The 23,586-nt window shown below is 42.7% G+C and carries 21 protein-coding genes; 9 read left to right on the plus strand and 12 right to left on the minus strand.

The features are described from left to right. Window positions 1-15 precede the first annotated feature (15 nt). The 7 genes from ACXAH6_RS04525 to ACXAH6_RS04555 form a co-directional block, all read right to left on the minus strand. On the minus strand, window positions 16-519 hold the full coding sequence (locus ACXAH6_RS04525; RefSeq protein ID WP_474875446.1) for a chemotaxis protein CheW: 504 nt from the start codon (window positions 517-519) through the stop codon (window positions 16-18). Continuing rightward, a complete protein-coding gene (locus ACXAH6_RS04530) occupies window positions 509-2,572 on the minus strand; it encodes a chemotaxis protein CheA (protein ID WP_474875447.1) in 2,064 nt (687 codons plus the stop codon). Before ACXAH6_RS04530 ends, ACXAH6_RS04525 begins: the two co-directional genes overlap by 11 nt. Before the next feature lie 11 nt (window positions 2,573-2,583). Then, a complete protein-coding gene (locus ACXAH6_RS04535; protein ID WP_474875448.1) occupies window positions 2,584-2,949 on the minus strand; it encodes a response regulator in 366 nt (121 codons plus the stop codon). Window positions 2,950-2,955: 6 nt separating this feature from the next. After that, window positions 2,956-4,650 (minus strand): SpoIIE family protein phosphatase, encoded by a 1,695-nt coding sequence (locus ACXAH6_RS04540; RefSeq protein ID WP_474875449.1) that lies wholly within the window; start codon window positions 4,648-4,650, stop codon window positions 2,956-2,958. 14 nt (window positions 4,651-4,664) lie between these two features. Further along, entirely contained in the window at window positions 4,665-4,943 is a 279-nt protein-coding gene (locus ACXAH6_RS04545) for an STAS domain-containing protein (RefSeq protein WP_474875450.1), read from the minus strand. 14 nt (window positions 4,944-4,957) lie between these two features. Next, on the minus strand, window positions 4,958-6,091 hold the full coding sequence (locus ACXAH6_RS04550) for a methyl-accepting chemotaxis protein (RefSeq protein WP_474875451.1): 1,134 nt from the start codon (window positions 6,089-6,091) through the stop codon (window positions 4,958-4,960). Between the two features lie 118 nt (window positions 6,092-6,209). Then, window positions 6,210-8,012: a protein-disulfide reductase DsbD gene (locus tag ACXAH6_RS04555; RefSeq protein WP_474875452.1), complete on the minus strand. Its 1,803-nt coding sequence runs from the start codon at window positions 8,010-8,012 to the stop codon at window positions 6,210-6,212. A gap of 246 nt (window positions 8,013-8,258) precedes the next feature. On the opposite strand from ACXAH6_RS04555, the gene ACXAH6_RS04560 reads away from it, so the two are divergent. The 8 genes from ACXAH6_RS04560 to ACXAH6_RS04595 all read left to right on the plus strand — a co-directional run bounded on the left by ACXAH6_RS04560 (window position 8,259) and on the right by ACXAH6_RS04595 (window position 16,988). Further along, entirely contained in the window at window positions 8,259-8,741 is a 483-nt protein-coding gene (locus tag ACXAH6_RS04560; protein ID WP_474875453.1) for an FxsA family protein, read from the plus strand. Window positions 8,742-9,016: 275 nt separating this feature from the next. Next, window positions 9,017-9,307: a co-chaperone GroES gene (locus tag ACXAH6_RS04565; RefSeq protein ID WP_474875454.1), complete on the plus strand. Its 291-nt coding sequence runs from the start codon at window positions 9,017-9,019 to the stop codon at window positions 9,305-9,307. 35 nt (window positions 9,308-9,342) lie between these two features. Continuing rightward, window positions 9,343-10,983, plus strand: coding sequence for a chaperonin GroEL (groL, locus tag ACXAH6_RS04570; RefSeq protein ID WP_474875455.1), 1,641 nt, complete (start codon window positions 9,343-9,345; stop codon window positions 10,981-10,983). A 414-nt stretch (window positions 10,984-11,397) separates the two neighbouring features. Continuing rightward, on the plus strand, window positions 11,398-12,051 hold the full coding sequence (locus tag ACXAH6_RS04575) for a hypothetical protein (protein ID WP_474875456.1): 654 nt from the start codon (window positions 11,398-11,400) through the stop codon (window positions 12,049-12,051). 139 nt (window positions 12,052-12,190) lie between these two features. Beyond that, complete coding sequence (locus ACXAH6_RS04580; RefSeq protein ID WP_474875457.1) at window positions 12,191-12,748, plus strand: recombinase family protein; 558 nt, start codon at window positions 12,191-12,193, stop codon at window positions 12,746-12,748. 846 nt (window positions 12,749-13,594) lie between these two features. Continuing rightward, on the plus strand, window positions 13,595-14,656 hold the full coding sequence (locus tag ACXAH6_RS04585; RefSeq protein WP_474875458.1) for a hypothetical protein: 1,062 nt from the start codon (window positions 13,595-13,597) through the stop codon (window positions 14,654-14,656). 61 nt (window positions 14,657-14,717) lie between these two features. After that, on the plus strand, window positions 14,718-14,903 hold the full coding sequence (locus ACXAH6_RS04590) for a hypothetical protein (RefSeq protein ID WP_474875459.1): 186 nt from the start codon (window positions 14,718-14,720) through the stop codon (window positions 14,901-14,903). Window positions 14,904-15,974: 1,071 nt separating this feature from the next. Then, complete coding sequence (locus tag ACXAH6_RS04595; RefSeq protein ID WP_474875460.1) at window positions 15,975-16,988, plus strand: phage major capsid protein; 1,014 nt, start codon at window positions 15,975-15,977, stop codon at window positions 16,986-16,988. A 50-nt stretch (window positions 16,989-17,038) separates the two neighbouring features. On the opposite strand, the gene ACXAH6_RS04600 is transcribed toward ACXAH6_RS04595, so the two are convergent. From ACXAH6_RS04600 to ACXAH6_RS04615, 4 genes are all read right to left on the minus strand, one after another. Next, entirely contained in the window at window positions 17,039-17,437 is a 399-nt protein-coding gene (locus ACXAH6_RS04600) for a hypothetical protein (RefSeq protein WP_474875461.1), read from the minus strand. A gap of 381 nt (window positions 17,438-17,818) precedes the next feature. After that, window positions 17,819-18,379 (minus strand): ImmA/IrrE family metallo-endopeptidase, encoded by a 561-nt coding sequence (locus ACXAH6_RS04605; RefSeq protein WP_474875462.1) that lies wholly within the window; start codon window positions 18,377-18,379, stop codon window positions 17,819-17,821. A gap of 13 nt (window positions 18,380-18,392) precedes the next feature. Beyond that, a complete protein-coding gene (locus tag ACXAH6_RS04610; RefSeq protein ID WP_370244915.1) occupies window positions 18,393-18,749 on the minus strand; it encodes a helix-turn-helix domain-containing protein in 357 nt (118 codons plus the stop codon). Between the two features lie 174 nt (window positions 18,750-18,923). Continuing rightward, window positions 18,924-20,123, minus strand: a complete 1,200-nt coding sequence (locus ACXAH6_RS04615) for a phage integrase SAM-like domain-containing protein (protein WP_474875463.1) — start codon at window positions 20,121-20,123, stop codon at window positions 18,924-18,926. A gap of 306 nt (window positions 20,124-20,429) precedes the next feature. Between ACXAH6_RS04615 and ACXAH6_RS04620 the strand changes: the two genes are divergently transcribed. Beyond that, a complete protein-coding gene (locus tag ACXAH6_RS04620) occupies window positions 20,430-20,735 on the plus strand; it encodes a hypothetical protein (RefSeq protein ID WP_474875464.1) in 306 nt (101 codons plus the stop codon). A 113-nt stretch (window positions 20,736-20,848) separates the two neighbouring features. Here ACXAH6_RS04620 and ACXAH6_RS04625 read toward each other — a convergent pair whose 3' ends face one another. Then, entirely contained in the window at window positions 20,849-23,176 is a 2,328-nt protein-coding gene (locus ACXAH6_RS04625; RefSeq protein ID WP_474875465.1) for a hypothetical protein, read from the minus strand. Window positions 23,177-23,586: the final 410 nt, after the last annotated feature.

Consider the following 23,586-nt stretch of genomic DNA (forward strand, 5'->3'; position numbering starts at 1 on the left):
TTTTCCGAAAAGGAATTAATCTTGGGTCGCTTTGTCAGTGTCGAACAGTTCAAGTTCATCACTGCGGATCAGCGCTTCTATATTAACGAGTGTAATCATCTGGTCATTGATATTGGCGAGACCGAGGAGGTAATCGCTGTCGAATGCAACGCCGAAATTGGGGGGCGGCTTAATTTCATTCTCGCTTACCTTTAACACATCGCTCACTTCATCAACAACAATGCCGACGATGCGTTGGTCAATGTGCAACATGATGACGATGGTAAACTCATCGTACGTCACTTCGCCTAATTCAAATTTAATACGCAAATCAACGATTGGGACAATGTCGCCACGTAAATTCAATACGCCTTTGATAAAAGGCGGTGCGTTGGCGATTTTGGTTGTTGGGTCGTAACCGCGAATTTCTTTTACCGTCATTATATTGATGGCGTAAAACTCTTTGCCAAGAATAAAAGTGAGAAATTCGGTTTGATCTTGATGATCGCCAGGATGAGTCTGAGTTGGCTTATCCTGCATTTGCCATCTCCCTTGGGTGGATCTGTTTAACTCTTGTAGCGATAGATTCAATGTCGAGTATGAGTGCAACACTGCCATCGCCCATAATGGTTGCGCCCGCTACACAAGGTACCTTGCGGTAATGTTGTTCAAGCGACTTAATAACGACTTGTTGTTGGCCAACCAAGCTGTCGACTAACAAGCCAAAACGGTTTTTGCTGGATTCGATTAACACCACAATGGCTTTGGTTGGGTCGATGATCGCGTCGTCGATTTCCATTAAGTCATGTAACCTCACCAGTGGCCAATACTCTTCACGCACCCACAATAGTGTGTCTTTGTTGAGCGATTTCATTTGTGCCACATTGGGCTGGAAAGACTCTACAATATTGGTAAGAGGGACCACCATGGTTTGGTCGCCTACGGCTACACACATTCCGTCGACAATTGCTAAAGTGAGAGGCAAACGAATGATGAAGGTAGACCCTACGCCCGCTTCAGATTCAATCTCGATGCTGCCTTTAACTGCTTCGATATTTTTGCGAACAACGTCCATGCCTACACCACGACCAGATACATCTGTAACGGCCTCAGCGGTAGAAAAACCGGGTTCAAAAATGAGCTTCCACACATCTTTGTCTGGCATGCTGTCGTGTACATCCATGCCGTTGCCTCGGGCTTTGTCGAGAATCTTCTCTCGATTTAACCCGCCACCGTCATCTTTAATACTAATAAGAATATTGCTGCCGCGTTGCTCGGCTTTGAGCACCACAGTGCCTGTTTCAGGCTTGCCTACGCTAGCCCGAACATCGGCGCTTTCGATACCGTGGTCTAGACTATTGCGCACCAAGTGCGTAAGCGGGTCGGCCAGCTTTTCAATCATGCTCTTATCGACCTCAGTGTTGCCACCTTCAATGACAAGGTCGATCTTTTTGCCCAACTTACCTGCTAGGTCTCGCACTAAGCGGGGAAAGCGATTAAACACAAACGAGACAGGTAACATCCGCATAGACATTACCGCTTCTTGAATTTCACGAATATTACGAGACAGCTCGTCAATGGCTGATTCGAGCTTGTCGCCAGCGTTGCCCTCTACCTCATGGCCTATGTTGCGCAGCATAGATTGGGTTATCACCATTTCACCAACCAAATTAACTACACTGTCGATCTTGATGGTATCTACACGAATAGACGACGCTTCTTTAGCCGCGGGTTTACTCGTTTTAGCAACCGGGGCTTTGTTCTCGGTTTTGGCCGCAGCCGGGCGTGTGGGTTTTTCTGCTGGGGCGTTTTGTTTGCCTACTTGAGTGAAAAAACCATAGCCTTTTTCTTCCGTCGAATCTTGAGCTTGGGGTGGTGTTGGCTCTTCAAAAAAGCCAAAACCGTCATCGGTTTCGGCGGTGGTAACTTGTGGTGTAGGCGCGGTGTCTGTGGGTTCTTCGAAAAAGCCAAAACTAACGTCTTCTTCTTCGCTCTTAACCTCGGCGGTAGAAGGCTCTTCATCAAAGAAGCCAAAGCCGTCTAAATCGTCGTCGGCCATTTGTTTTGCTGAGGAGTTTGAGCCTGCATCGTCGTCAAAGAAGCCGAAACCATCGTCGTCATCAAGGTCGCTGGTGGCTGTGGGAGCATTATCAAAAAAGCCAAAGCCATCGTCTTCTTCTGCGTGTTCAATAGTCACGTTACCGTCTTCATGCAGAATGGCTTTTAGTGCTTTGGTACCCGCTTCGATCGCGTCCCAGTCGATGGGGGTTTCATCTTGATAGGCTTGTAATATGGCAGACAGAATATCGCTGGTAGACAATAAGGTATCGACGATGTCAGGCGACAATGCTAATTCGTGATTACGGGCTTTGTCGAGAATAGTTTCCATTACGTGGGTGAGGCCAGTTAAGGCGTCGAACCCAAAAATGCCACTGCCACCTTTGATAGAGTGCGCTGCCCTGAAAATGCTATTAAGGTCTTCAGGATCAGGGTCTTCTGTCGACATGTTTAATAGCAATTCTTCCATCGTCTGCAGATGTTCAACACTCTCTTCAAAGAAGACCGAGTGGAATTGATTCATGTCTACCGACATTTTACTACGCCTTATCCGAGTACTTTGGCACTAATTGCGAGTAGTTTGGACGGGTCAAAAGGCTTCACCATCCAACCTGTAGCGCCCGCTGCTTTACCTTGTGCTTTCATCGCATCGCTCGCTTCTGTCGTCAGCACAACAATTGGAGTCGTGCGGTAAGACGCCATTGTTCGCAGATTCTTAATCAGTGTAATACCGTCCATGCGAGGCATGTTTTGGTCAGTCAGTACAAAATCAAAACGTTGAGACTGACACATGTCCAATGCGATTTGTCCATCGGCTGCGGTCTGTACTTTGTAGCCCGCTGACTTCAGCGTTGTTTCTACCATTTGGCGAATGGAAACAGAATCGTCAACCACCAAAATCGATTTGCTCATAGTGTTCTAGTTCCTTGATAAAGTTACTTTTGTATAGTTACCAGCGGCGTTGCGTTCTAGTGTGTCGGAGAGGCCTTCAATCAGCTTAAGCCCTCTGCCACTTAGTGCATCGCCTTGCTCTACTAAAGAGATATTGACGTAATCAAAACCCGTACCACTGTCTTTGACTTCAATGGCAACGGCGCTTCTTAAGGCTGTTTTCACGGTAATAACCAGTGAATCCTTTTGTGTTAATTGTTTTAAGCCTTGTTCTTTTGCTTCTAAAAATTCAGCGAAGCCCATGGCATCGTTTTTAAGCGCTGAATCTAAGCCTAATATGCCGTGGTCAATGGCGTTGTTAACCAATTCTGCTGCGATCGTGAACGCTTTTTGTCTTACTTCGGGTTCAATGTCTGCGTTATTGAGAAAGTGTAGCACTGACTGCAAAGGATCTAATTCAGCAATAGGTCTACCTTTTATCTCTATGTTCAGTTCTACCCTGCCATCGAGCTGGCTGTTTGACTTTACAACAGACGCTTGCTGATGGCCTTGTATCAATTTGTCACAGTCAACAACACACAAAGTGGCATCATCATCGATGGGCTTTGTGCCTGCGTGAATGAGCATATGGTCCATTAACGCCACCCAGCTTTTGTTGTCTTGTAACAAGCATTGTGCGTTTTCCATAAATTTAGTGGCGCCAAGAGGCTCCATTTGCTCGTTCATTTGTTCAATCACGCCGTCGCTGAACAATGCGATTTGTTGATTGTCTTCCAGTCGAAACTCTTCTAAATCGACACTGAACTCTTCAGATGACAATATGCCCAAGGGCATTGATTTCGACTGAATTGTGCGTACCTCACCAGTTTTTGTACCAATGAGCATACTCGGCAAACCTGCGTTAATGGCAGTAACTATGCCGGTTGACCAATTTATCTCTAGCCCAGACAGGGCCACAAAACGATCGTCAGGTATATCAATGTATAGCTTATGATTGACCTCATGGAAAATTTCCTGCAGAGATTTTCCTTTTGATGCCATCGACCTTGCAACACCAATCACAGGCAATATACAAAACGCTGCTGCGAGCCCATGGCCCATGGCATCAGCGAGAAAGATCAGTACTCTGTCGTCAGGTGTTTGCGGGGTAAATACAAAGTCGCCACTAAATTGCCCTTCGTAGTGTTCAATAATCTCAATGCCTTGCAACATTCGCATGTCACGCTGCGCCATACTGGCATATACATGCCTTGCCAAGCGCTCTTCTTGCGCCTTTAAGCTAATTAGGTCTTCTAGAACGGCGTTCTGCTGATAAAGCTTGCGCGCGTTTTGCAGGAAGGCATAAGAACGTTGAATTTTGGCCCACAACAGGTTGTTGTTGATGGGTTTTACCATGTAATCATGCACGCCCAATTCGAAGCATTTATTAATGCTTTCTTGATCGTCATCGGCCGTGATCATTAAAGCTAAAGGCTTGGCTTCTCGTTGTTGAATATCGGGCATTAATTCAATGCCAAAGCCGTCAGTTAATACATTGTCCAACAGCACAATGTCAACGTGGTATGTTTGCTTTGCCAGCACTTTCCGGGCGAATGCCAACGACTTGGCATAAAGCACTTTAACGGGTTTGTGATGCAGAAAGGTGAGTAGGATTTCGCTAAAAATGGGATCGTCATCTACCAGCAAAATCGAGCAAATTTGATTTTGGTTTGATTGTCCCATTCGCGCCCCGTTTATTACCTGATAGTGATCAGTCTGTCGAAGTTGGCAATATTGAGTACATCTCGTGCTGCGCCCTTGGCGTTAATAATTTCGAGTTTGCAGCTTTTTTCTTTGGCGCGTTTGTTAGCCAATACGAGCATGCCCAGCGCGGCACTGTCTAAGTACATCACATGACCAAAATCGAGTGTGATTACTTTGCCACCACCACTGTTAGCAATAGCTTCAGTGTAGCTGTCGGTGAATTGTTTGTGGAAACTAAAATCAAAGCGCTCAGGTAAGGTTATTGTACTCATAGAGAAATTTCCTGTTAGAAGAATTCAATTTCACCGGCATCAACTGAGGAGGCTGATACGGGGTTGTGGCGCGGGTTACGTTTTTGTTGCAGACGTTCTAAATATCCTGAGAAGTCTTCAACAATGGCGGCAACATCTTGGCTTTCTTCTAGTTCTGACAAGTGGGTAGTGAGTGCGTGTACCTCACTGAGAATAAATTCAACATTTTGACCGTTAATATCACCAAACTGCAGGCTGCGCATTGCATCGCTTAGCGCTTGATCAAGGTTTTCAGATAAGGTTTGTAACCCTCCTGTCACCTGTTGGTCTTGTTCTGCTTTTACAATAATTTTCTTGAGCGCTGCGTTAATGTCTTTTTTGGCATCAATAACAAAACTCACGTCGTAAGAGGCTAACTCGCCAATGCGGTTGCTCAGTGCATAAATTTTGTCATTAATGGCTTTAATTTGTGCCTGAATAGACTCACTGAACTCAGAGGAACGATTAGACAGAGTTCTAACTTCGTCAGCAACAACCGCGAAACCGCGCCCGTGCTCACCGGCCCGCGCGGCTTCAATTGCAGCATTGAGTGCCAGCAGGTTGGTTTGGTCTGATATGGAATCTATGTCTTTGAGGGCCTGAATAACGGCCGGGACTTTTTGGTCGATTATTGTTACTTGCTCAAGAATCTCCATGATCCCCGCAGACATATCAACCATTGATAAGATAATTTTGTCGAGCGTCTCGCCGGTACGCTCGGCAAAGTTGCGCATGTGCTCGCTGTACAGCTCTTCTGATTCGTATTCCGCAGCAATCAGTGCATTAATTGCCTCGGATTGTTCGGTAACCAGTTGCCTAAGCCCGATAAAGCTTTCGCTCAACGTTGAGACAGCGTCGGTGTGAGTAGAAAGCACATTATTGAGGTTTTCTTCACACTCATTGAGTATGCCTGTAGATGCAGAGGCTAAATCAGGTAATACCTGCTCCAGCGTTTGCTCTGAAGACGTTTGTAAAGGTGTTTCAGTTGGTTGTGTATCGAGCTGGTTGTAGCCATACTCGATTGCCAATACTGCTAGCGCTAACACCACCGTGGCAACTAAGCCAAAGCCGGCCAAAGCAATAACCACTGCTACAACACCCGCAATTCCTAGCGAGATGTACTTGTTCATCAGTATCCTACGCGTTCATTATTAGACTAAGCTTAGAACTTAATTATGCACCTGACAAATAGGTAAATCACTATACCTATTTATTTTTATAAATCCTATTCTATTTTAATAAAATCAATCAACTAGGATCGTTAGACAAGTGCAATCGAGCATGTTTAGCAAACGCGTCAGCTTGCATGAACCCCGTTACTCTCGCTTTTTTAATTTCAATTCCTTGTTGGTTAAAAAATAGAATAGTGGGTAAACCCAATATATCAAATGCTTCTTGAAATGCGATGTTGGTTGGGGTGTTGTCGGTTAAGTCAATTTGCATCCACACAGTATTAGACAGTGCGTCAACTACGGCGGGATCGGGGAAGGTATATTTTTCAAACTCTTTACAGGCTACGCACCAATCGGCATATAAGTCGACCATTACCGACTTGCCTTGTGCATTAGCGGCAGCAATTTTTTGATGTAGGTCATCGAGGTCTTTAACCACGGTAAATGTGGGGTGAGCTTGCGTGACGTGATTGTCGTTCTGCACTTGTTTAAGTGAAAGCAGGCCTGAGTATCCCACAATTACGCTGGCAGCAAAGCCTAATAAAATAAGTGCTAATCGGGCAAATTTCGCGATGGAATCTCGCGAATCGGCGTTTTGCAGCAAATAGTACACACTGGCCGAAATACCAAGCACGCTCCATAGTAGTAACACCACACTTTCGGGCACCAAACGCTCTACAAAGAAAACAGCCACCGCGAGCATGAAAAAGCCAAACGTCGTTTTAACGATGGTCATCCAGTTTCCGGCCTTGGGTAGTAACTTACCGCCTGTTACCGCAAAAATAATCAGTGGAATCCCCATGCCAATGCTCAGCGCATACAGAGAGGCGAAGCCCAGTACCATATCGCCTGATTGTCCGATAAACAGCAATATACCAGTGAGAGGAGCCGTGGTGCATGGCGAAGCAACAAGCCCGGAAATAATGCCCATCACAAATACTCCAACCACTTGGCCTTGAGACTGCTGATTGCTCATGTTGTTGAGCTTTTCTTGCCAGCGTGAAGGCAGTTGGATTTCAAATAAGCCAAACAAAGACAGTGCCAGCGTAATAAATAGCGCGATCATCACACCGAGAATGATTGGGTTTTGTAAAAACGCCTGAAATTTAACGCCGACCGAGGCAACTACTAACCCCAACAGAGAGTAGGTGATCGCCATACCTTGTACATAAATAATAGAGAGCTTTAATGCATGTCCTGTGCTGACGTTGCGGTTCTGCCCCAGCACTATGCTCGAAATAATGGGGTACATGGGGAACACGCAAGGCGTAAATGCTAGCCCTATTCCTAAAGCGATAAATGCCAACAAGGTAAGAGGTAGGTTGTCGCCACTAGCGAGTTCATCGGCTAAAGAGTACTGAGAAGACGCGTTGTCTGATTGCCCACTTACGGCTTGTTGAGGAGGCGTATCTGCCGATACGGCATCCAAATAAATGACCTGTGTTGTCGGTGGATAGCAAAAGCCTGCTTTTGCACAACCCTGGTAACGCAACTTCACCACACCGTCTTTTACCGAAGACAAAATAGGGTAGTTGATAGTGACCGTATTAAAAAACACCTCGGTTTCGCCGTAGAATTCATCCTCAACCAAGGTCGCGTCAGGAAAGCTTGGCTCACCAAGTTCTGCTTGTTTGGTCGCCACTTTAAACTGCTTTTTATACAGGTAGTAATCGGGCGCGATAGTGAAAGTGACCGAGAGAGTTTGTTTATTTTGCTGAAAGTCGAAAGCAAAAGCTTGGTTGATGTCTAAAAAGGTAGTCTGTTCACCAAACCCTGAAGCAAATGGGTCGTCATTGGTTAGTTGAGAATACGCTGGTAACGCCACTGCGAGAGTAAACAGAAGCGAGAAATAGGAAACCAAACGTGTGAATATTGTCATGCTAATCAGCTACCTTAGCCAAAGTTAATGTGTATTTGTTCTTATCAGACCGTATTGGGCGATGTTCACTTTCAGCAATTTTACTTTTAGGTCAGTCGCGAAGTGACCAAGTGGTGTATTACGCAATGCCTGCCTAAATTGGTCAACCCTAAACCGATATATTTCCGGGCTAATTCGGTTAATTGGCTTGGCTTTATACAAAATCGCCCCATCTCATAGAAATAGAAGATATAGAGCGGAGTTATTTTGCGGATCTTATTTGTTTTATTTGCCTTGATGCCCATTATCGAGGTGACATTACTAGTGCAGGTTGGCGCTGTGATAGGCGGCTGGAATACCCTCGCTATCGTATTGTTGAGTGCCTTTGTCGGTGCGTATTTTGTGAAACGAGAAGGCATAGCGACCTTACAAAATGCGCAAGCAAAACTACAGCGCAATGAGTTGCCCGGCAAAGAAATGGCCGAAGGATTAATGTTAGTCATTGCGGGTGTATTGTTAGTTACGCCTGGGTTTATTACCGATATTGTAGGTATTCTTTTTGTGTTGCCCGGCACCCGAGGTTTGTTAGCCAAGTTTGTGATGAAACACATGCAAATGCGCGTAGTTACCCAAGGGGCTTATCAGCAACCACAAAATCCCTTCGACCGCCGCAACGAACCTGGCGATGTGTTTGAAGGCGAATACACAGATAAAACTCAACACGCAGACGAGAATCATCGTTTGCGTTAAGCACGAACACTGTGGTTAAAAAGCCGTCGTTACGACGGTTTTTTGCTTTGGGAATACAGAAAATGCAGCGCGAATTCAGTGAATTACTCGAGGTGTGAAATTTTTTGGTTTTTTTTTAACAAAAGCCCTTGAGTTTGTCTGGGTACTCCCCCATTTAACCGTGCAGAATAAAAGTTTAGTCTTCCTCGTGAAGGCTGTTTACACAACCGAGAGCATGACGTCATGCCTCGACAATAATACAACTATTGAAGTTTGAATTTTCAGGAGATTTGAAAATGGCAATTCGTCCTTTACACGATCGCGTAATCGTCAAACGCGCAGAGCAAGAAACCAAATCTGCTGGCGGCATCGTTTTGACTGGTTCTGCGGCAGAAAAGTCTACCCGTGGTGAAGTTATCGCTGTAGGTAACGGTCGCATCCTAGAAAATGGCGATGTTAAAGCTCTTGACGTTAAAGTTGGCGACACCGTTATTTTCAACGACGGTTACGGCGTGAAAACCGAAAAGCTAGATGGTGAAGAAGTGCTTATCATGAGTGAAAGCGACATCTTGGCAATCGTTGAGTAATCGAACCGTTTAACAGAATTTAGAGGAAATTAAACATGGCAGCTAAAGAAGTACGTTTTGGTGATGACGCTCGCACAAAGATGCTAAAGGGCGTAAACATCCTAGCTAACGCAGTTAAAGTAACACTTGGTCCTAAAGGCCGTAACGTTGTTCTAGACAAGTCATTTGGCGCACCTACGATCACTAAAGATGGTGTATCGGTAGCAAAAGAAATCGAACTAGAAGATAAGTTCGAGAACATGGGCGCACAGATGGTTAAAGAAGTGGCGTCTAAAGCTAACGATGAAGCGGGTGACGGTACAACTACTGCAACTGTACTTGCGCAAGCAATCGTAACTGAAGGTTTGAAGTCTGTTGCTGCAGGCATGAACCCAATGGATCTTAAGCGCGGTATCGACAAAGCAGTTGTTGCTGCGGTAGCTGAGCTTAAAACACTTTCTACTCCTTGTGCAGACGGCAAAGCCATTGCACAGGTTGGTACTATCTCTGCTAACTCTGACTCAGAAGTGGGTGACATCATTGCACAAGCAATGGAAAAAGTTGGTCAAGAAGGTGTTATCACTGTTGAAGAAGGTCAAGCACTTCAAAACGAACTTGATGTTGTTGAAGGTATGCAGTTTGACCGTGGTTACCTATCTCCATACTTCATCAACAACCAAGAAAACGGCACTGTTGAGCTAGACAACCCGTTCATCCTATTGGTTGACAAAAAAGTATCTAACATCCGTGAATTGCTACCTACTCTTGAAGGCGTAGCAAAAGCAGGCAAGCCTCTTCTCATCATCGCTGAAGATGTTGAAGGTGAAGCACTAGCTACTTTGGTTGTTAACAACATGCGCGGTATTGTGAAAGTTGCTGCTGTTAAAGCGCCTGGTTTCGGTGACCGTCGTAAAGCAATGCTACAAGACATCGCCATCCTAACTGGCGGTACTGTTATCTCTGAAGAGATTGGTCTTGAACTAGAAAAAGTTCAGCTAGAAGACCTAGGTACAGCGAAGCGCGTTGTGATCAACAAAGACAACACAACTGTTGTTGACGGTGCTGGTGAAGAAGCAGCAATCGAAGGCCGTTGTGCACAAATCAAAGGTCAAATCGAAGAATCAACTTCTGATTATGACAAAGAAAAACTTCAAGAGCGCTTGGCAAAATTGTCTGGCGGTGTAGCAGTTATCAAAGTAGGTGCTGCCACTGAAGTTGAAATGAAAGAGAAGAAAGACCGCGTTGAAGACGCACTTCACGCTACTCGCGCTGCGGTAGAAGAAGGCGTTGTTGCTGGTGGTGGTGTTGCTCTAGTTCGCGCTGCTGCTAAGCTTGGCGAATTGACTGGCGAAAACGAAGACCAGACTCACGGTATCAAACTAGCACTTCGTGCTATGGAAGCACCGCTACGTCAAATCTCTACAAACGCAGGTGCAGAAGCGTCTGTTGTTGTTAACGCTGTGAAAGGCGGCGAAGGTAACTACGGTTACAACGCTGGTAACGACACTTACGGTGACATGCTAGAGATGGGTATCCTAGACCCAACTAAAGTAACGCGTTCTGCTCTACAGTTCGCAGCATCAATCGCTTCTCTAATGATCACAACTGAAGCAATGGTTGCTGAGCTACCTAAAGAAGAAGCAGCGCCTGCAATGCCTGATATGGGCGGCATGGGCGGAATGGGCGGCATGATGTAAGAATCGCCCCGCTTTCAGGGTCATTATAAATCAATGACTTAGAAGCCTATCGAAACCAACTGTGGTACGTTTTGTGTCACGGTTGGTTTCACACTTTCCCTTAATCTTCTTTTACGATATTCCATCAGCTTCTCAATATCTACCCCCTAATCTTTACCTATATCAAATAAGCTCTGTACGGCTTTCTAAGATCACGTAACGTAGACCTAAGCCAATGCCTTAGTGTGTCTTAAAGTCTTCTCACAGATTATCTCACGATCTCCTATGAGTGCAGGGGGGAGGGGGCGAGGTAATACCCTTCCTATGCGATTGCTGCGTCCCATGCTTTTTGAAAAAAACGTGTGTTATTTTTGGTCATTTTTTCGTAGCCTAAATGCAAGTTGCGCAAAAGGTTGCATCGCTCAAGGATGGTATATGTCAGATAGTGTTTTCTATTCCCTCATTAGTATCTTGCTTGTTATTGCTGGCATAGCGATAGGAGGAGTTCTAGGTAGTGACCTCAGTACGTTTGATTCTTTACAAAAAATACTTTCTACATTCGCTTCAATAGCGACGATTGCAGGAATAATCGTAGCGATTAAAAGCCTAGTGGCATGGCGGAAACAATTCACTCACCAAAAACTCGACAAAGTACTTGATGAATTGGAAAAACAAATTCACCCCTTAGTAGATTCCTATGTCAAAAGTTGGTTTGCTCATGACCGTTATTTACTTGGTAGTCAAGGTAAAAACCTCTCTACCAAAGAAGACTTAGAATTGTTACAGGAAAGGAGCGCAGCTACGAGACCAGTTGTGTTTAGGCTTATAGATTACGGTGATTGCTTTAAAAGGTTAGAGCATTTTGTTCACATAGCAGATTCAGACCCACTGTCCCCCTCATATATTGGTGCAATTCACCAAGATATTTACGCCAAGTTAGAAGAAGATGCTAAAAATGGCTTTCCATTAGTTGGTGGTAACTTTAAGGATACTGATTGGGATTTATGTGAACTGGCAGCAAATACGCAAGATAAAATGTATGAAAGCTTGTACAAGATCCGCCGTAAGTATTTACCTATTGAATTTTAACAACGTATTTGAATCTTAACGTCAAAAACTCACACAATTAATCTAACACTGTCACAAATGGATTTCTCAGAGTTGTTGACGGTAGCGTCTCTAGATGTCAATATCTCTTAAGTTTCTGACGTAACACTAAGGGTACATTATGGCACTGATAGGATTCGCTAGGGTCTCCACTAATCAGCAAGACCTCACATTGCAGGTTGAGCGTCTGACTGAATACGGTTGTGAAAAAATCTTCCAAGGTAAACACTCCGGTAAAGAAGAGTCCAATAAGCAAGCCCTAGCGTCTCTCATTGATTATGTGCGTAGTGGTGACACTGTGGTAGTAACTAAATTGGACAGACTGGGTCGTTCACTCTCGCAGGTACTCAACTGTCTGGATACCCTCACAGATAAACAAGTTGGTTTCGTTGCGATTGAGCAAGGGATAGACACTAGCAACAAAAAAGACCCTCTCAGTAAAGCTATGGTCCAGTTACTAGGTATGTTTGCTGAACTGGAAAGGAACTTCATTATCTCTCGTACCAGAGAAGGTAAGGCCGCTAGTGGTAACTATGGTGGTCGTAAACCCAAGTTAACCAGTGAGCAGGAGCAAGAGGTCATCACTAAGCTGTCACAGGGAGTCAGCAAGGTTGTATTAAGTAAACAATTTGGTGTCTCTAGGGCGACCATATTAAACATCAGTAGAAAGGTAGTGTAATAGCCTCTCAGAGCCTTCCTGATGGCATTCGTAAGTTCATGAATACCAGTTTGGGTCGCTATGGATATTACAGCGTAGAACGCATTTTAGAGCGTTTGAGGGGGATACTATTTATGACCCCTCTTCTGCTTCACTATGCCCCCGTACTGAATACCCTGAATAGCAGAACATAAGGGTAAACATGCGGGAATCATAGCGACCTATACAACTGGTCAATCTTTCTCCCTGACCATAAGAAAGAAACGTAAAGAAAGAACATTAAGATAGACAACAGGTACTAACTAGTGGTGATAGACCATTATTAATTATAAACCATGGTCATATACCTAATGAATACCAATGGGATCATAGCGACCATTAAGTAACCTTAGTGAATTGTCCCTGACCATAAGAAAGAAACGTAAAGAAAGAACATTAGGGTATACCTTAAGGAACCTCATTGGGATATGACCACTACTGATTAATATCTATTGTGTATATCACCACAGGGTATCCCATTAGGACTACCATGGTTAATCAACTGATATGGTTACTATCTATGATCATTTATCCTTAGGGATTACCTCACGTAACCTCTTTAGATGATAAACCAATAACTGATACCGTTAATAGTCATATACTTAAAGATACCCTAGGGACCATCAAGGTTAGATCTACTGATAGTATCAATATTGGTTACTTCTTACGTTATGGCCCCCAATGCCTTCCCTATAGCTCAGACTATTGAGTTGCCATTAATGTGGTCATCATCATAAAAGGTCACTCACTTTGACCTCCCTAGATTTGTACCTTAACTCTCTCAAGATTATTCCCTAGAAATTAACCTAAGCAAGGAGCACAACACACATGAATACCATTGCACTCTCTAAAATCAACCTTGAGGCACCTACTCAGTTGAGGTCATTAGGTGAGGATATGAGCCACGTAGAAGACCTAGCGCATTCATACGCTGACACTGGGTCTTTCAGGGAACTACCATGGGTTGCCCTGATTAAAGACACTAACGAATATGTGCCTATTGATGGATTCCATAGGTTAACCGCTTTAAAGTGGTTAGCAGAACAAGAAGAGATAGAGTGTCACGTAGACCTCAATAATGTCTCAGTAAGACTCACTGAGTTTGATACCATGGCTGAGGCAATTGTAGCGGCTGCTGGGGTCAATGCTAATCATGGTCTAAAGCGTAAGAGCACAGATATACAAAACGCAATCCAAAAGCTACTAGAGGTAGACCGCATAGGCTTCTCAAAGAACAAGTTTACGTTAGACAGTGAAGCCATCATGAAGGTGGTTAAGTGTTCCTCTGCGACCTATAGGAGAGCCACTGAAGAAATCCGCAAGGAACTCACTGATGCTCGTGACTTTGAGGTCAGACGCTTAGATTATGAGGGTATTTCTCAACGTGAGATTCAACTAAGAACGGGTGTATCCCAAAAGACTATTAGTAGGATTCTTAGTGAGTCAAAACGCTCATTGAGCAAAATGACTCAAAATGAAAGTGAGTCAAAAGCGCATAATGCGGAAATGACTCAGGAAGAAAATATGGAAGTCGAGGGTGAGGAAAAAAGTAGTGACTTCAAAATTCCTCAAGGTGAGCAAAAAGCGCATGATGCGGAAATTACTCAAGGTGACTCAAAAGCGCATAACGCGGAAATGGGTCAAAGTGTCCCAAAAGCGCATGATGCGGAAATGGGACAGGATGACGAAGAAGAACCTTCAGTATTTAACCACATTACTTCAGCAACCGTAGCGGAAGATCCATGGGCTGAGTTTGATAAAGAAAAAAGAAAAAACGATAAGCCAAGGGGACGAAAGGAATCTCTTAGTGATGATGAGTTAACAAACTTACTATCAGGTCTTTCACAAAGGCAGCGGGCCATAGCGCTAAACTACCTGACTGATTCCTGAGGTCATTGAGGCTTAAATTTGAGTTTGTTTAATTGATGAGTCAAAACGCTCAGTGAGCAATATGACTCAAAGTAAAAGTGAGGAAAAAACGCATGATGCGCAAATTCCTCAAAGTGAGGAAAAAGTACATGATGTTAAAATTCCTCAAAGTGAGTCAAAACGTTCAGTGAGCAATATGACTCAAAATGAAAGTGAGTCAAAAGCGCATAATGCGGAAATGGGGCAGGATGACGAAGAAGAACCTTAAGTTTTACCAAAATAAGTCATCCACTACTTCAACTAATTATCCCTGACCATTAGAAGAAAGAAAGCCTTTCGATTACGTGAAGCTATCCATAAGCACATTTTGAGGTCTCTTCACAAACGTGAGCCTCACTGCTGAAAATAGTCCCTTCAACAATCTCACTACCTTTAATTTCAGCCTCAGGGTGTGCTTATTGATAACTTCAGTCTGACAGGCTGTATTTGTTTCTTTTGTTTGTGTTCACGGCTCATGTAGTTCTATGTAGGTCAGTTACCTACACGTCTAACGATAGGTCTACATGATGCTTATGTAACGGCCCTAAGAATTCACCACGCTCACCTAGGGCCGTTACACCCTAAGGGGTCACCCCCCAAGCAAACCTTTACCATGCTAACGGAATCCGTCACGGAATACCCCGTTAGTATTTTTTACATAACCGTTAAACATGGACCTTTGAATTATGACCAGTAATAACCTCAGTAAACCCAAAAGAACAACCATAGCGTTAACGCGGGAGGAATACCTTGAGATAGACAAGGCAAGGAAGCACTTCATGGAGTCCCATGGCGTCAGCGTATCCCGTACTTCATTCATCACAGGCCTAGCGACCAGATACAACAGGGCTAATGGACTAGAGAAACCGTAAGGAATACAACAATGTTCAAGAAGAAACGTAAATCAGTAAAAGTCTCCTGTAAGCCTCTCAGCATAGAGAAACCGGAGAAGACCCGCATTGCATTCATAGAATTAAATGATGGTCGCAAAATCACACTCTTGCGCTCTCAGGACCAAAATGAGCAACTATTTAAGAGAGTCTACGGCATGACCCAAGAGTCAGCCTCTCGACTAGCGGATGACATAGCAAAACTCTTTCTGTCAGGCTCTCTCTAGGCCCCTCAGAGGCCCTCAGGTACCATCCTGAAGCCTTACCCCCTTTCTCGTCTTGTATGGCCTTACAGTTAACTTCAGGCCCTCCTGAGACATCCCAATAAGCAAACACAATCACATGAGAAATGCCTTAAGGAATAACCCTTCAGGGCAGCTTTTGTGTGCCTATTCAAAAGGAAAATACATATGAAAAATACAGCCAATAAGTCAAGCATTAAGACCTCAGTTAAGAACAAAGCGCTAGCTACTCCTGATGCCAATGCAGTGGGTGAACGTGTAGCCACTCAAATCATCGACAAAGCCACAGATACCCATGCGTTACTTAATGAAGTTGACCGTATTGAAGTGGAGTCTACTGAGTATAAAACCCTAGTGGTTACCTCACGGCCTCAGGTAGCCCTTACAGGTGAACAAGATGGATTCACTACTGCTCCGGTACTTAACAATGGTCAGCGTTATGTAGGCGTATCTGGTCTCTTTGGTAAGATCTATGCTCAGGCATTACTAACGGATGAAATCGTGAATGACGCTAAGATAGACCTTGAGTCTGAAGTGGTCCGGTTGACGGGTGATGACTTCCGTAATCTTCTGGTAGCTGAGTTACTTTACGGTGATGAAAGCCGTAGTAACGGTATCCAGAGGTTAAGGGGTATCCTACAGGCCCGTATAGATAAACCTAACGCATTCTCAGAGGCCCTGAAGCCAGACAGTGAAAGACATCAGGATTATTATCAGGTGGTCAAGACGGGTCTTAGCGGCTCATTTGGGGCCAATGCTACGGCTATCCGGTCTTACTTTGTATCCCTTAAGAAATCCCTATCCACTAAGTACAAGCGCATGGCTAAATGGTACATGAATGCTGATGTATTTGAGGCTCTGGAGCAAGTGGTAGACAGTAATGGTCAGTCATTGTTGATTCATTGTGGCCGCTCCCCTTATAGCCTTGAAGAGTCCTTCATGATGCTAGGTCATCCCATCGTTATCATCGACCAGATGAACGGTGAAGGAGCCAATGAGACCCCTGTAGTGTTTGGTGACTTACGGTCTGCTATCAAGGTGTTGGATCTTAGAGGTGAAGGGTCGTATTTCACTGTGGACCAAATGACCGTTAAGGGCGCTAATATCGTTTATGTTGATAGTCGTTACGGTGAAATCATGCAAGCTAATGACGCAATCCGAGTGGCTCTACAGGCTGGGTAAGTTAATGGGAAACTGGGTGCGACGAAGGTAAGATCGTCCACCCAACACTTTTAACTTCTTCTTTGCTTCAGCAGTCTAGAAATTTGCCTTACAGCTTCACGTTCATCTTTCTGGAATGCATTGTCTGTAAAAGTTGCTTCAAGAGATTTAAATCCTAAAATCAGACTGCATAACCACGTCAAAAGGCTTACTAGAGCTCCTTTACCGTAAATTGCAGAAAAAGTAGCTCCAAGACCAATTAGAACCACAACGAGAAAGTATAAGGGTTTTAACCGTTTAATCTTTTCACCTTGTTCTAATTGAATGTTTTCAATACGAAACGGACGCTCTTGAAGTAATTCTTCGCTGGTAAGTTGATATAGCAGTTTGTGCTGTGTTGTTTGAGACTGGTCTGTAATATTAAGGTCGCCATTGACGTTAATATCACCATTACTGTTAAAATCGCGCACTGGAAATATTCCTAATCAAATTCTTAAAATTATCGCTCACTAAATAGCAAGCTCTAAGCTGGTAATAATTGCGAGGGGGACCCCCCTCACAAATTAATATCTTGGGGGACTTCTGAAGTGTTTACAGACGTCTTCCCACTGACCAAATCTGAAACGGCGATAACGTCGCACAGGAACGGTCTTGGATTTATGTATGCGTGAATGCATAGCACTACTCCTATTCATGATTAGGGATGAATAGCCAAGACCTAAAAACTGATATATACTCATAGTCGCCAAACTTAGAGAAATGTTTTAGGTGTTCTGGGGACATCCCACCACGCCAGAAACTTTCGATTTAAATCGGGTAGCTGAACTATATTAATTCATGGTGAAGCTACCTTATTTATTTTCTTCGATTTCACTCCTCACCTTGTTCCATCTAACTTCAGCCGCTTGTAATGATACTCCAAATTTAAATTGGACCTCTAAAGCTGAAGTGCATCTTCTGACATCATCAAAAGGCATCAAAAGTTCAGCTGCAAAACAGTCTGCTTGCCATTCTGAATCCTCAAAGGCTTTGTGTTTGGTGCTGGGAGAAGAAGATCGTGCGAAGGAGGAAATGTTCTTGTGCAGAAATAAGTGGCCAATTTCGTGAGCCAGCGTAAATCGGTCTCTACCGGAGCCTCTAAGAGCCCCATCATAAGTAGACTGTTTTATCTTTATCAAATTCTTATCAGGGAATGTTTGGGCGTGATCGTCACCTAGACTTTGGTCTTCTACAATGACGTATGAGTAATCTGAATTAATCGAGGGTAGATGAAATTCGATAGCTGCTAAGACGTCAAACTTTAGCTGCGAGCGATCTGAGAGTGTATCAAATATACATCGCAGCTTATTGGCAATGCCTCTGATTTTTGCAGTACTAAGAGGCGGCACCTTGTGCCCTTGTTTCCTGATCATGTTTTGGTTGCTCCTACATCTTTAGAATGTCCAAAATCTTCTTAGCTTTTTCTTCACTCAGTGATGAAGACTCAATACTTCTAGCAAACATAGCCACTGCCTCTAGATTAATTTCACTATCTTTCTTGGGTTTCAATACAAATTCCTCTTTCGAGAGCGCTGCTGCATCACGAATTTCATCTGCTGCTTTATCGCTTACATCGAAAAACTCAACTACACGCTCAACAAAGTCGTTCGTCAATTTCTTTTTATTATTCTCTAAAGCTGATAAGTAAGCAGAAGACACACCAAGGCCAACTGCCATTTCACCTAACTTCATTTGCCTATCAATCCTGAGTTTTCTTACCAACTGACCAAATTTACTCAACATAAGACAATCCCCAACCATCCATTTTTATACCTGCTTGTGAAAATTTAACCAATTTAAGTTAATTTTTCAACCTCCTCTTGAGGTTTTTTTACTTTATCCGTGTATCACATTGATTGTCAAGTTTATTTTTGGTGGTGGCATGCTGCTGAAAGCAGGTGCCACATTATGGTTTATCTAAAGCCATTCTTTCTCAATCTGGCTTGCAACGGTATCCACAGTTTGCTTTAGTCGCTTAACATCATGTCTCGCATAATGACCAAAACTCATAGTGGTTCCGGTTTTATGACCGGCAACATAGGCAACATCAAATTCACTGAGTCCTTCAGCGCGTTGACCTGCTGTTATGAAGTGGTTACGTAGTGAATGGAAAGACCGTGTAGAGTCATCAGTAATCTGACTGACTTTAAAGCGAGAGAAGGTACGCCCTGCTGCTTTGTGGTCCATCTTCAATGGTAACGGTAGGTCTGCCACTTGTTCAGCTAAAGGGATGTACCTTACTGCACTTTCAGTTTTACCTTTATGGACAACAAGACATTTAATCCCTTCTACCACCTCCACGTCAGCATTACATAACTCACTGATACGTGCCCCAGTAAACAAGCCCAGTTTAACTAAGGACTTCACTTCATCAGGACAGTCAGATAAAACCTTGCGTAATTGCTCAGTGCTAAACAGTTGCTTACGTTGTGATGACCCACTTTTATATGGACTTAAATCATGGTCTTCAAATGGGCTTTGCTTAATGGATATTTCACCCAGTTGAAAAGCATGAGTCCAGATTGACTTAAGGCGCGATAGATGAGCGGCAATAGTGCCATGAGCATATTCATCGCCAAGGTGTTCAATGTAGGCCACAACAGACTTTTTATCGATGTCCTGAAGACTAATATCATTGACTCCCATAAAGGTGAGAAACCTTTTGAGGGACGAATTAAGCTTTTGCTTTGTATCCTCTGAAAGTGAGGTCTTACGGGCGAGTAGGCTACTCAGAGCTTCTTTGATGGTATAAGTATATGGATGATTCGTTTCACCGTATGCAACCTGTCTATATGCTGCATGAGCGATAGGATTACGAGGGAAGAAGTCATCATAAAATAGACCTGAACTAGTATCCTTAATCCCCTCAGCGTATTCCTCAGCGACCTGTAGGTGTTTCTTAAAGGTTTCTCTTTCTGGACTCAATGCGGATTGCATTTGAATTGCAAGTTGGCCGTTAAATCTGTCTCGTTTTAGTCTGGCTACTTTTATACAACTCGTATTCAGACTGAAAGTAATATGTGTACCTTTATATAGATGTGCGAGTGCTTTTGGAACTCTGCGGTGATAAACGTAGGTGTCGTGATGCTTCTTAATGTGTTTGTTTAATTTAGTCATAATTAATCCCCTTATAAGTTTGTGTATAACGGAATGTGGAACGCCAAGTGGCTTACATCCCTCTATTGGTCAGGGATTAAGGGAATTGTGGGTATTTGGGGTACTTTGATGTAATTGCCTGTTCCTCTCTTTGTCTTTGATCTGCAAGGGTTTATTTTTCATATGTAGAGACAATAATAAACCCTTTTGATCTAACACGGCATTGAGACCTATAGAAAGCCATCAAGATAATACTTGGTGGCTTTTTTGCTTTTAGTGTGTAGCTTTCGTGTATTCAGGGCAGAATATATCTTGTTTGGAGGATTTATGAGTAGTCGTGAAGAGTCAAAGGAAATAGCCTTCTTGCTGAAAAATGGCGATTGGGCATTCCCTGTAAAAGTTGAAAGTGAAAAAACGGGGAATCTTTCATTTAGGTCTGCGCCCAAGGACGTAAACAAATTTGGATTCGATTGGAATAATAATGAAGTTGAAGTATCTGAAGTAGAAATGATTAATGATGTGTTGAATAAAGGAAGAAGGACACGTTGTACGTCTACTTCGCAACCTGATAAGGCTAACCTCAGAGGTAAGTCATCAAGAGATGTCGTAGGTTTATATATACTCCATCGTTAGGTATTTTCGTACCCACAATCTCAGGGGGGATGACGTAGCATGCACCTCACCCTTTAGATTGCAGCGTATCATTACAAATAATAAAAGTGTCGTTTATTTAAGTGGACTTTTAGCTATCTGGACTCAAACAATCCAATCAAATGGTATGCTATTTCGTTGTCATCAATGTTCTTTGCAATTAATAAGCATTGCTTTACATGATCAGGTTCCAAGGCTTGCACTGATGCTTCGTTGATGAATTTATCTCTTAATTGTTTATTAGCATCCTTGTATAAAACGACAGCGAGAGAATATTCAGAAGACTCATGAGGGCATAAAATAATCATGTTCTTGTGACCTACTTGTTGCCAAGTGTGGTGCACTCTCTTGGACAAACTTTTTATCATATTACTCAGTTGAACTTGGTCTTCAGGTACATACATATTTAGTATACAACCTATTTCCGTCCACCTTGGGGTTGAGCGTTTTTCGAGTTGGTTGAATATCTCAGTGAATAATTTAGATGTTTTAGGTTTAGGCTTTTGGATTGATACACCGGCATCTTTAGCCTGATAGTAACTGTCTATAGAATCAGACATTCCGCTAATATTTATAACGTGATCTGTAGCATAATCACTAAAGTTCCCTAAAGCTAAAAACGTCGATAGGTAAAGCCCCAAATAATCTAGCTCGTCTCCCATAAGATTATATTGCTTTTGAATTATGCTTCGTCTTTCTAGATAGTGGAGTATTTGTACTGGGTGCTCTAGCAAATCAAATGTTGTCTCAAAATCAGCTAAATTGGTTGAGGGGCATGATTCATATCCATCTGGTAGCCAGCCAGTATCTTCGAATAATTTCAGATTAGTTTGTAAAGTGGCAAAATCCTCTAGCGAAACTGAAACTCGAATAACTTTGTTAATTTTTGAAATGTCGATTGGTAGTTTGTCGATTAGTGGGTCATTCGTATCCGGATTTTCGATTAATTCTTTAATCTTTTCAGCAAACCTAAATGACTGAACGCTAGGATCAATATAAATTTCTTTGAAGTGCTTTTTGATTCGATCTGGAGCACCTCTCAAAGCTGGCTTTGTAATATTGTGTGATTTGGCCTCTATTATTAGTGCATGAGAATCTATGAAGGTGATTAGGTCTGTCTCAAATGTTTTTCCCTCAAAATCCCATTGTATTCCGGAGATTGTATGAGATTCAGGAAACCTCGTTTTTACTATCTCTTCTATCTTTTCTTCTAGATATAACGCTCTTCTTTCATGAAGTTTGTCTTTATCATAACCTTCGATTAGATTGTCTAGACTGTTCAAGGAGAAACTAAAAAACACTTGTGGGAGTGGACAGAAATACTCTGACTCTCTTTGGACTATAGGTCTTGTCCAGATAGGGTTATCAAGAAATATGAAATCCTGATAGTGGGTAGCAAGTTCACCGCTTTCGAGTGAAAAATGGTTGAGTATTTTTACTATAGTCTCTTGTGCAATGCTTAACTTTTGACTTAATTCTTCACAATCTATGTGATACATGTATGGAGTGAATAAGTCATAGTGAGAAAGCATTAGGAAAAATAACTGTTTGAAGGGAGTTTTATCAATAGCTAAATCCTCAAACAGCTCTTCTTTGTCATTCACTGAGAGACCTATATGGTCAGTATATAAATCTATTAGTTTTTTCTTGTCATGAGTTCTATAAACGCTACTCAAAAATTCATATCTTTCAGTTAATCTTTGTTCACCACTACTAACTAAATGAGAGAATACTTTTATAGTGTCTGTGACTGTAAAACCAAATATGTTGTTAACTTCAACATCAAAATATGTGTAGAGCTCCGTAATTATTGTTTTAATCTGAGAGTTAAAACCCCAATTACGGACTATTTGAGTATGTCCTCTTAGCAGCTCCTGAATAGTAGATATTGCTTTTTCTTCATTAGACTGATTGAGTTCTGCTGTTCTATATCTACTGTGAGTTGAGTTTTGTTGAATTTCTTTAATTAGCTCAAAAACAACTTCAATATCTCTATTCGTAGGCATTTTTGTACCTAACGAATCTTTAGGTATCGTCAGAATTAAAGCTTGTAGTAGCTCCACATGATATTGCTCAACCCCAATGGGAGATTCTTTATTAACAACCCCATCGTCACTGATACCCTGACTTAAAGAATAAGTAGAGACAATTGATAAAGTAGTTAACGGACAGTACTCACAAAGGAATTCCTTAAGGTCATCGATTCCTTCTTTTAGCTTAACTTTACTCTCAGAAGAAATTTTTTCGATTAAAGACTCTCGTTGTTCTCTAGTCAACGAAGATAGAGGATTTTCAAAGCTAGTTAAGACTGGACCTCCATCTGATTTAACCCGAGTTGGGGAGAAATTTTTATCTACTTTATGATTTTTGTTCTTTAACTTCTTTTTCTTCGCGTCACGTCTTGCTTTACTTTTTTTACTCATGGCATTCCTTTCGAGTATTTCCTTAAGGATATTATCGTAAATGACAAAACCTGTTGTGTACACCTAGATGAAACACAGTGTAAACATGTGTACGGTTACATGTGATTTCCCTTGGAGGCACTGTTATAAGTGGTCTTTCGTTATTTTTATGATCACTTAAAAGTCGTCTTTTTCTCTGGTGAAACTAATATCTGTTCCTGCCTCCAATCCAAGCCTCACTGAAGCGCCGGCGCTAGCCGAAAATTCATAGCCCACGGGGTCAGTTTGTAAGAAGCCACCTTCTATAGAGGGAGGTCTCTGTATTGTTCTCACTATTCTCATTTGAACATTTCAATCAATATCTTAGGTAGTAGTAGCTACCTTTCACTCATGTTGTTACTTTTTCGTTAATTCTTTGATTTCTCAAGAGC

Source organism: Alteromonas sp. ABE4_545, assembly GCF_056161325.1.

Bases quoted from the DNA above. Each gene is read 5' to 3' on its own strand.
- ACXAH6_RS04525 (WP_474875446.1), bottom strand. From the start codon at position 519: ATGCAGGATAAGCCAACTCAGACTCATCCTGGCGATCATCAAGATCAA.
- ACXAH6_RS04530 (WP_474875447.1), bottom strand. From the start codon at position 2,572: ATGTCGGTAGACATGAATCAATTCCACTCGGTCTTCTTTGAAGAGAGT.
- ACXAH6_RS04535 (WP_474875448.1), bottom strand. From the start codon at position 2,949: ATGAGCAAATCGATTTTGGTGGTTGACGATTCTGTTTCCATTCGCCAA.
- ACXAH6_RS04540 (WP_474875449.1), bottom strand. From the start codon at position 4,650: ATGGGACAATCAAACCAAAATCAAATTTGCTCGATTTTGCTGGTAGAT.
- ACXAH6_RS04545 (WP_474875450.1), bottom strand. From the start codon at position 4,943: ATGAGTACAATAACCTTACCTGAGCGCTTTGATTTTAGTTTCCACAAA.
- ACXAH6_RS04550 (WP_474875451.1), bottom strand. From the start codon at position 6,091: ATGAACAAGTACATCTCGCTAGGAATTGCGGGTGTTGTAGCAGTGGTT.
- ACXAH6_RS04555 (WP_474875452.1), bottom strand. From the start codon at position 8,012: ATGACAATATTCACACGTTTGGTTTCCTATTTCTCGCTTCTGTTTACT.
- ACXAH6_RS04565 (WP_474875454.1), top strand. From the start codon at position 9,017: ATGGCAATTCGTCCTTTACACGATCGCGTAATCGTCAAACGCGCAGAG.
- groL (WP_474875455.1), top strand. From the start codon at position 9,343: ATGGCAGCTAAAGAAGTACGTTTTGGTGATGACGCTCGCACAAAGATG.
- ACXAH6_RS04575 (WP_474875456.1), top strand. From the start codon at position 11,398: ATGTCAGATAGTGTTTTCTATTCCCTCATTAGTATCTTGCTTGTTATT.
- ACXAH6_RS04580 (WP_474875457.1), top strand. From the start codon at position 12,191: ATGGCACTGATAGGATTCGCTAGGGTCTCCACTAATCAGCAAGACCTC.
- ACXAH6_RS04585 (WP_474875458.1), top strand. From the start codon at position 13,595: ATGAATACCATTGCACTCTCTAAAATCAACCTTGAGGCACCTACTCAG.
- ACXAH6_RS04590 (WP_474875459.1), top strand. From the start codon at position 14,718: ATGACTCAAAGTAAAAGTGAGGAAAAAACGCATGATGCGCAAATTCCT.
- ACXAH6_RS04595 (WP_474875460.1), top strand. From the start codon at position 15,975: ATGAAAAATACAGCCAATAAGTCAAGCATTAAGACCTCAGTTAAGAAC.
- ACXAH6_RS04605 (WP_474875462.1), bottom strand. From the start codon at position 18,379: ATGATCAGGAAACAAGGGCACAAGGTGCCGCCTCTTAGTACTGCAAAA.
- ACXAH6_RS04610 (WP_370244915.1), bottom strand. From the start codon at position 18,749: ATGTTGAGTAAATTTGGTCAGTTGGTAAGAAAACTCAGGATTGATAGG.
- ACXAH6_RS04615 (WP_474875463.1), bottom strand. From the start codon at position 20,123: ATGACTAAATTAAACAAACACATTAAGAAGCATCACGACACCTACGTT.
- ACXAH6_RS04620 (WP_474875464.1), top strand. From the start codon at position 20,430: ATGAGTAGTCGTGAAGAGTCAAAGGAAATAGCCTTCTTGCTGAAAAAT.
- ACXAH6_RS04625 (WP_474875465.1), bottom strand. From the start codon at position 23,176: ATGAGTAAAAAAAGTAAAGCAAGACGTGACGCGAAGAAAAAGAAGTTA.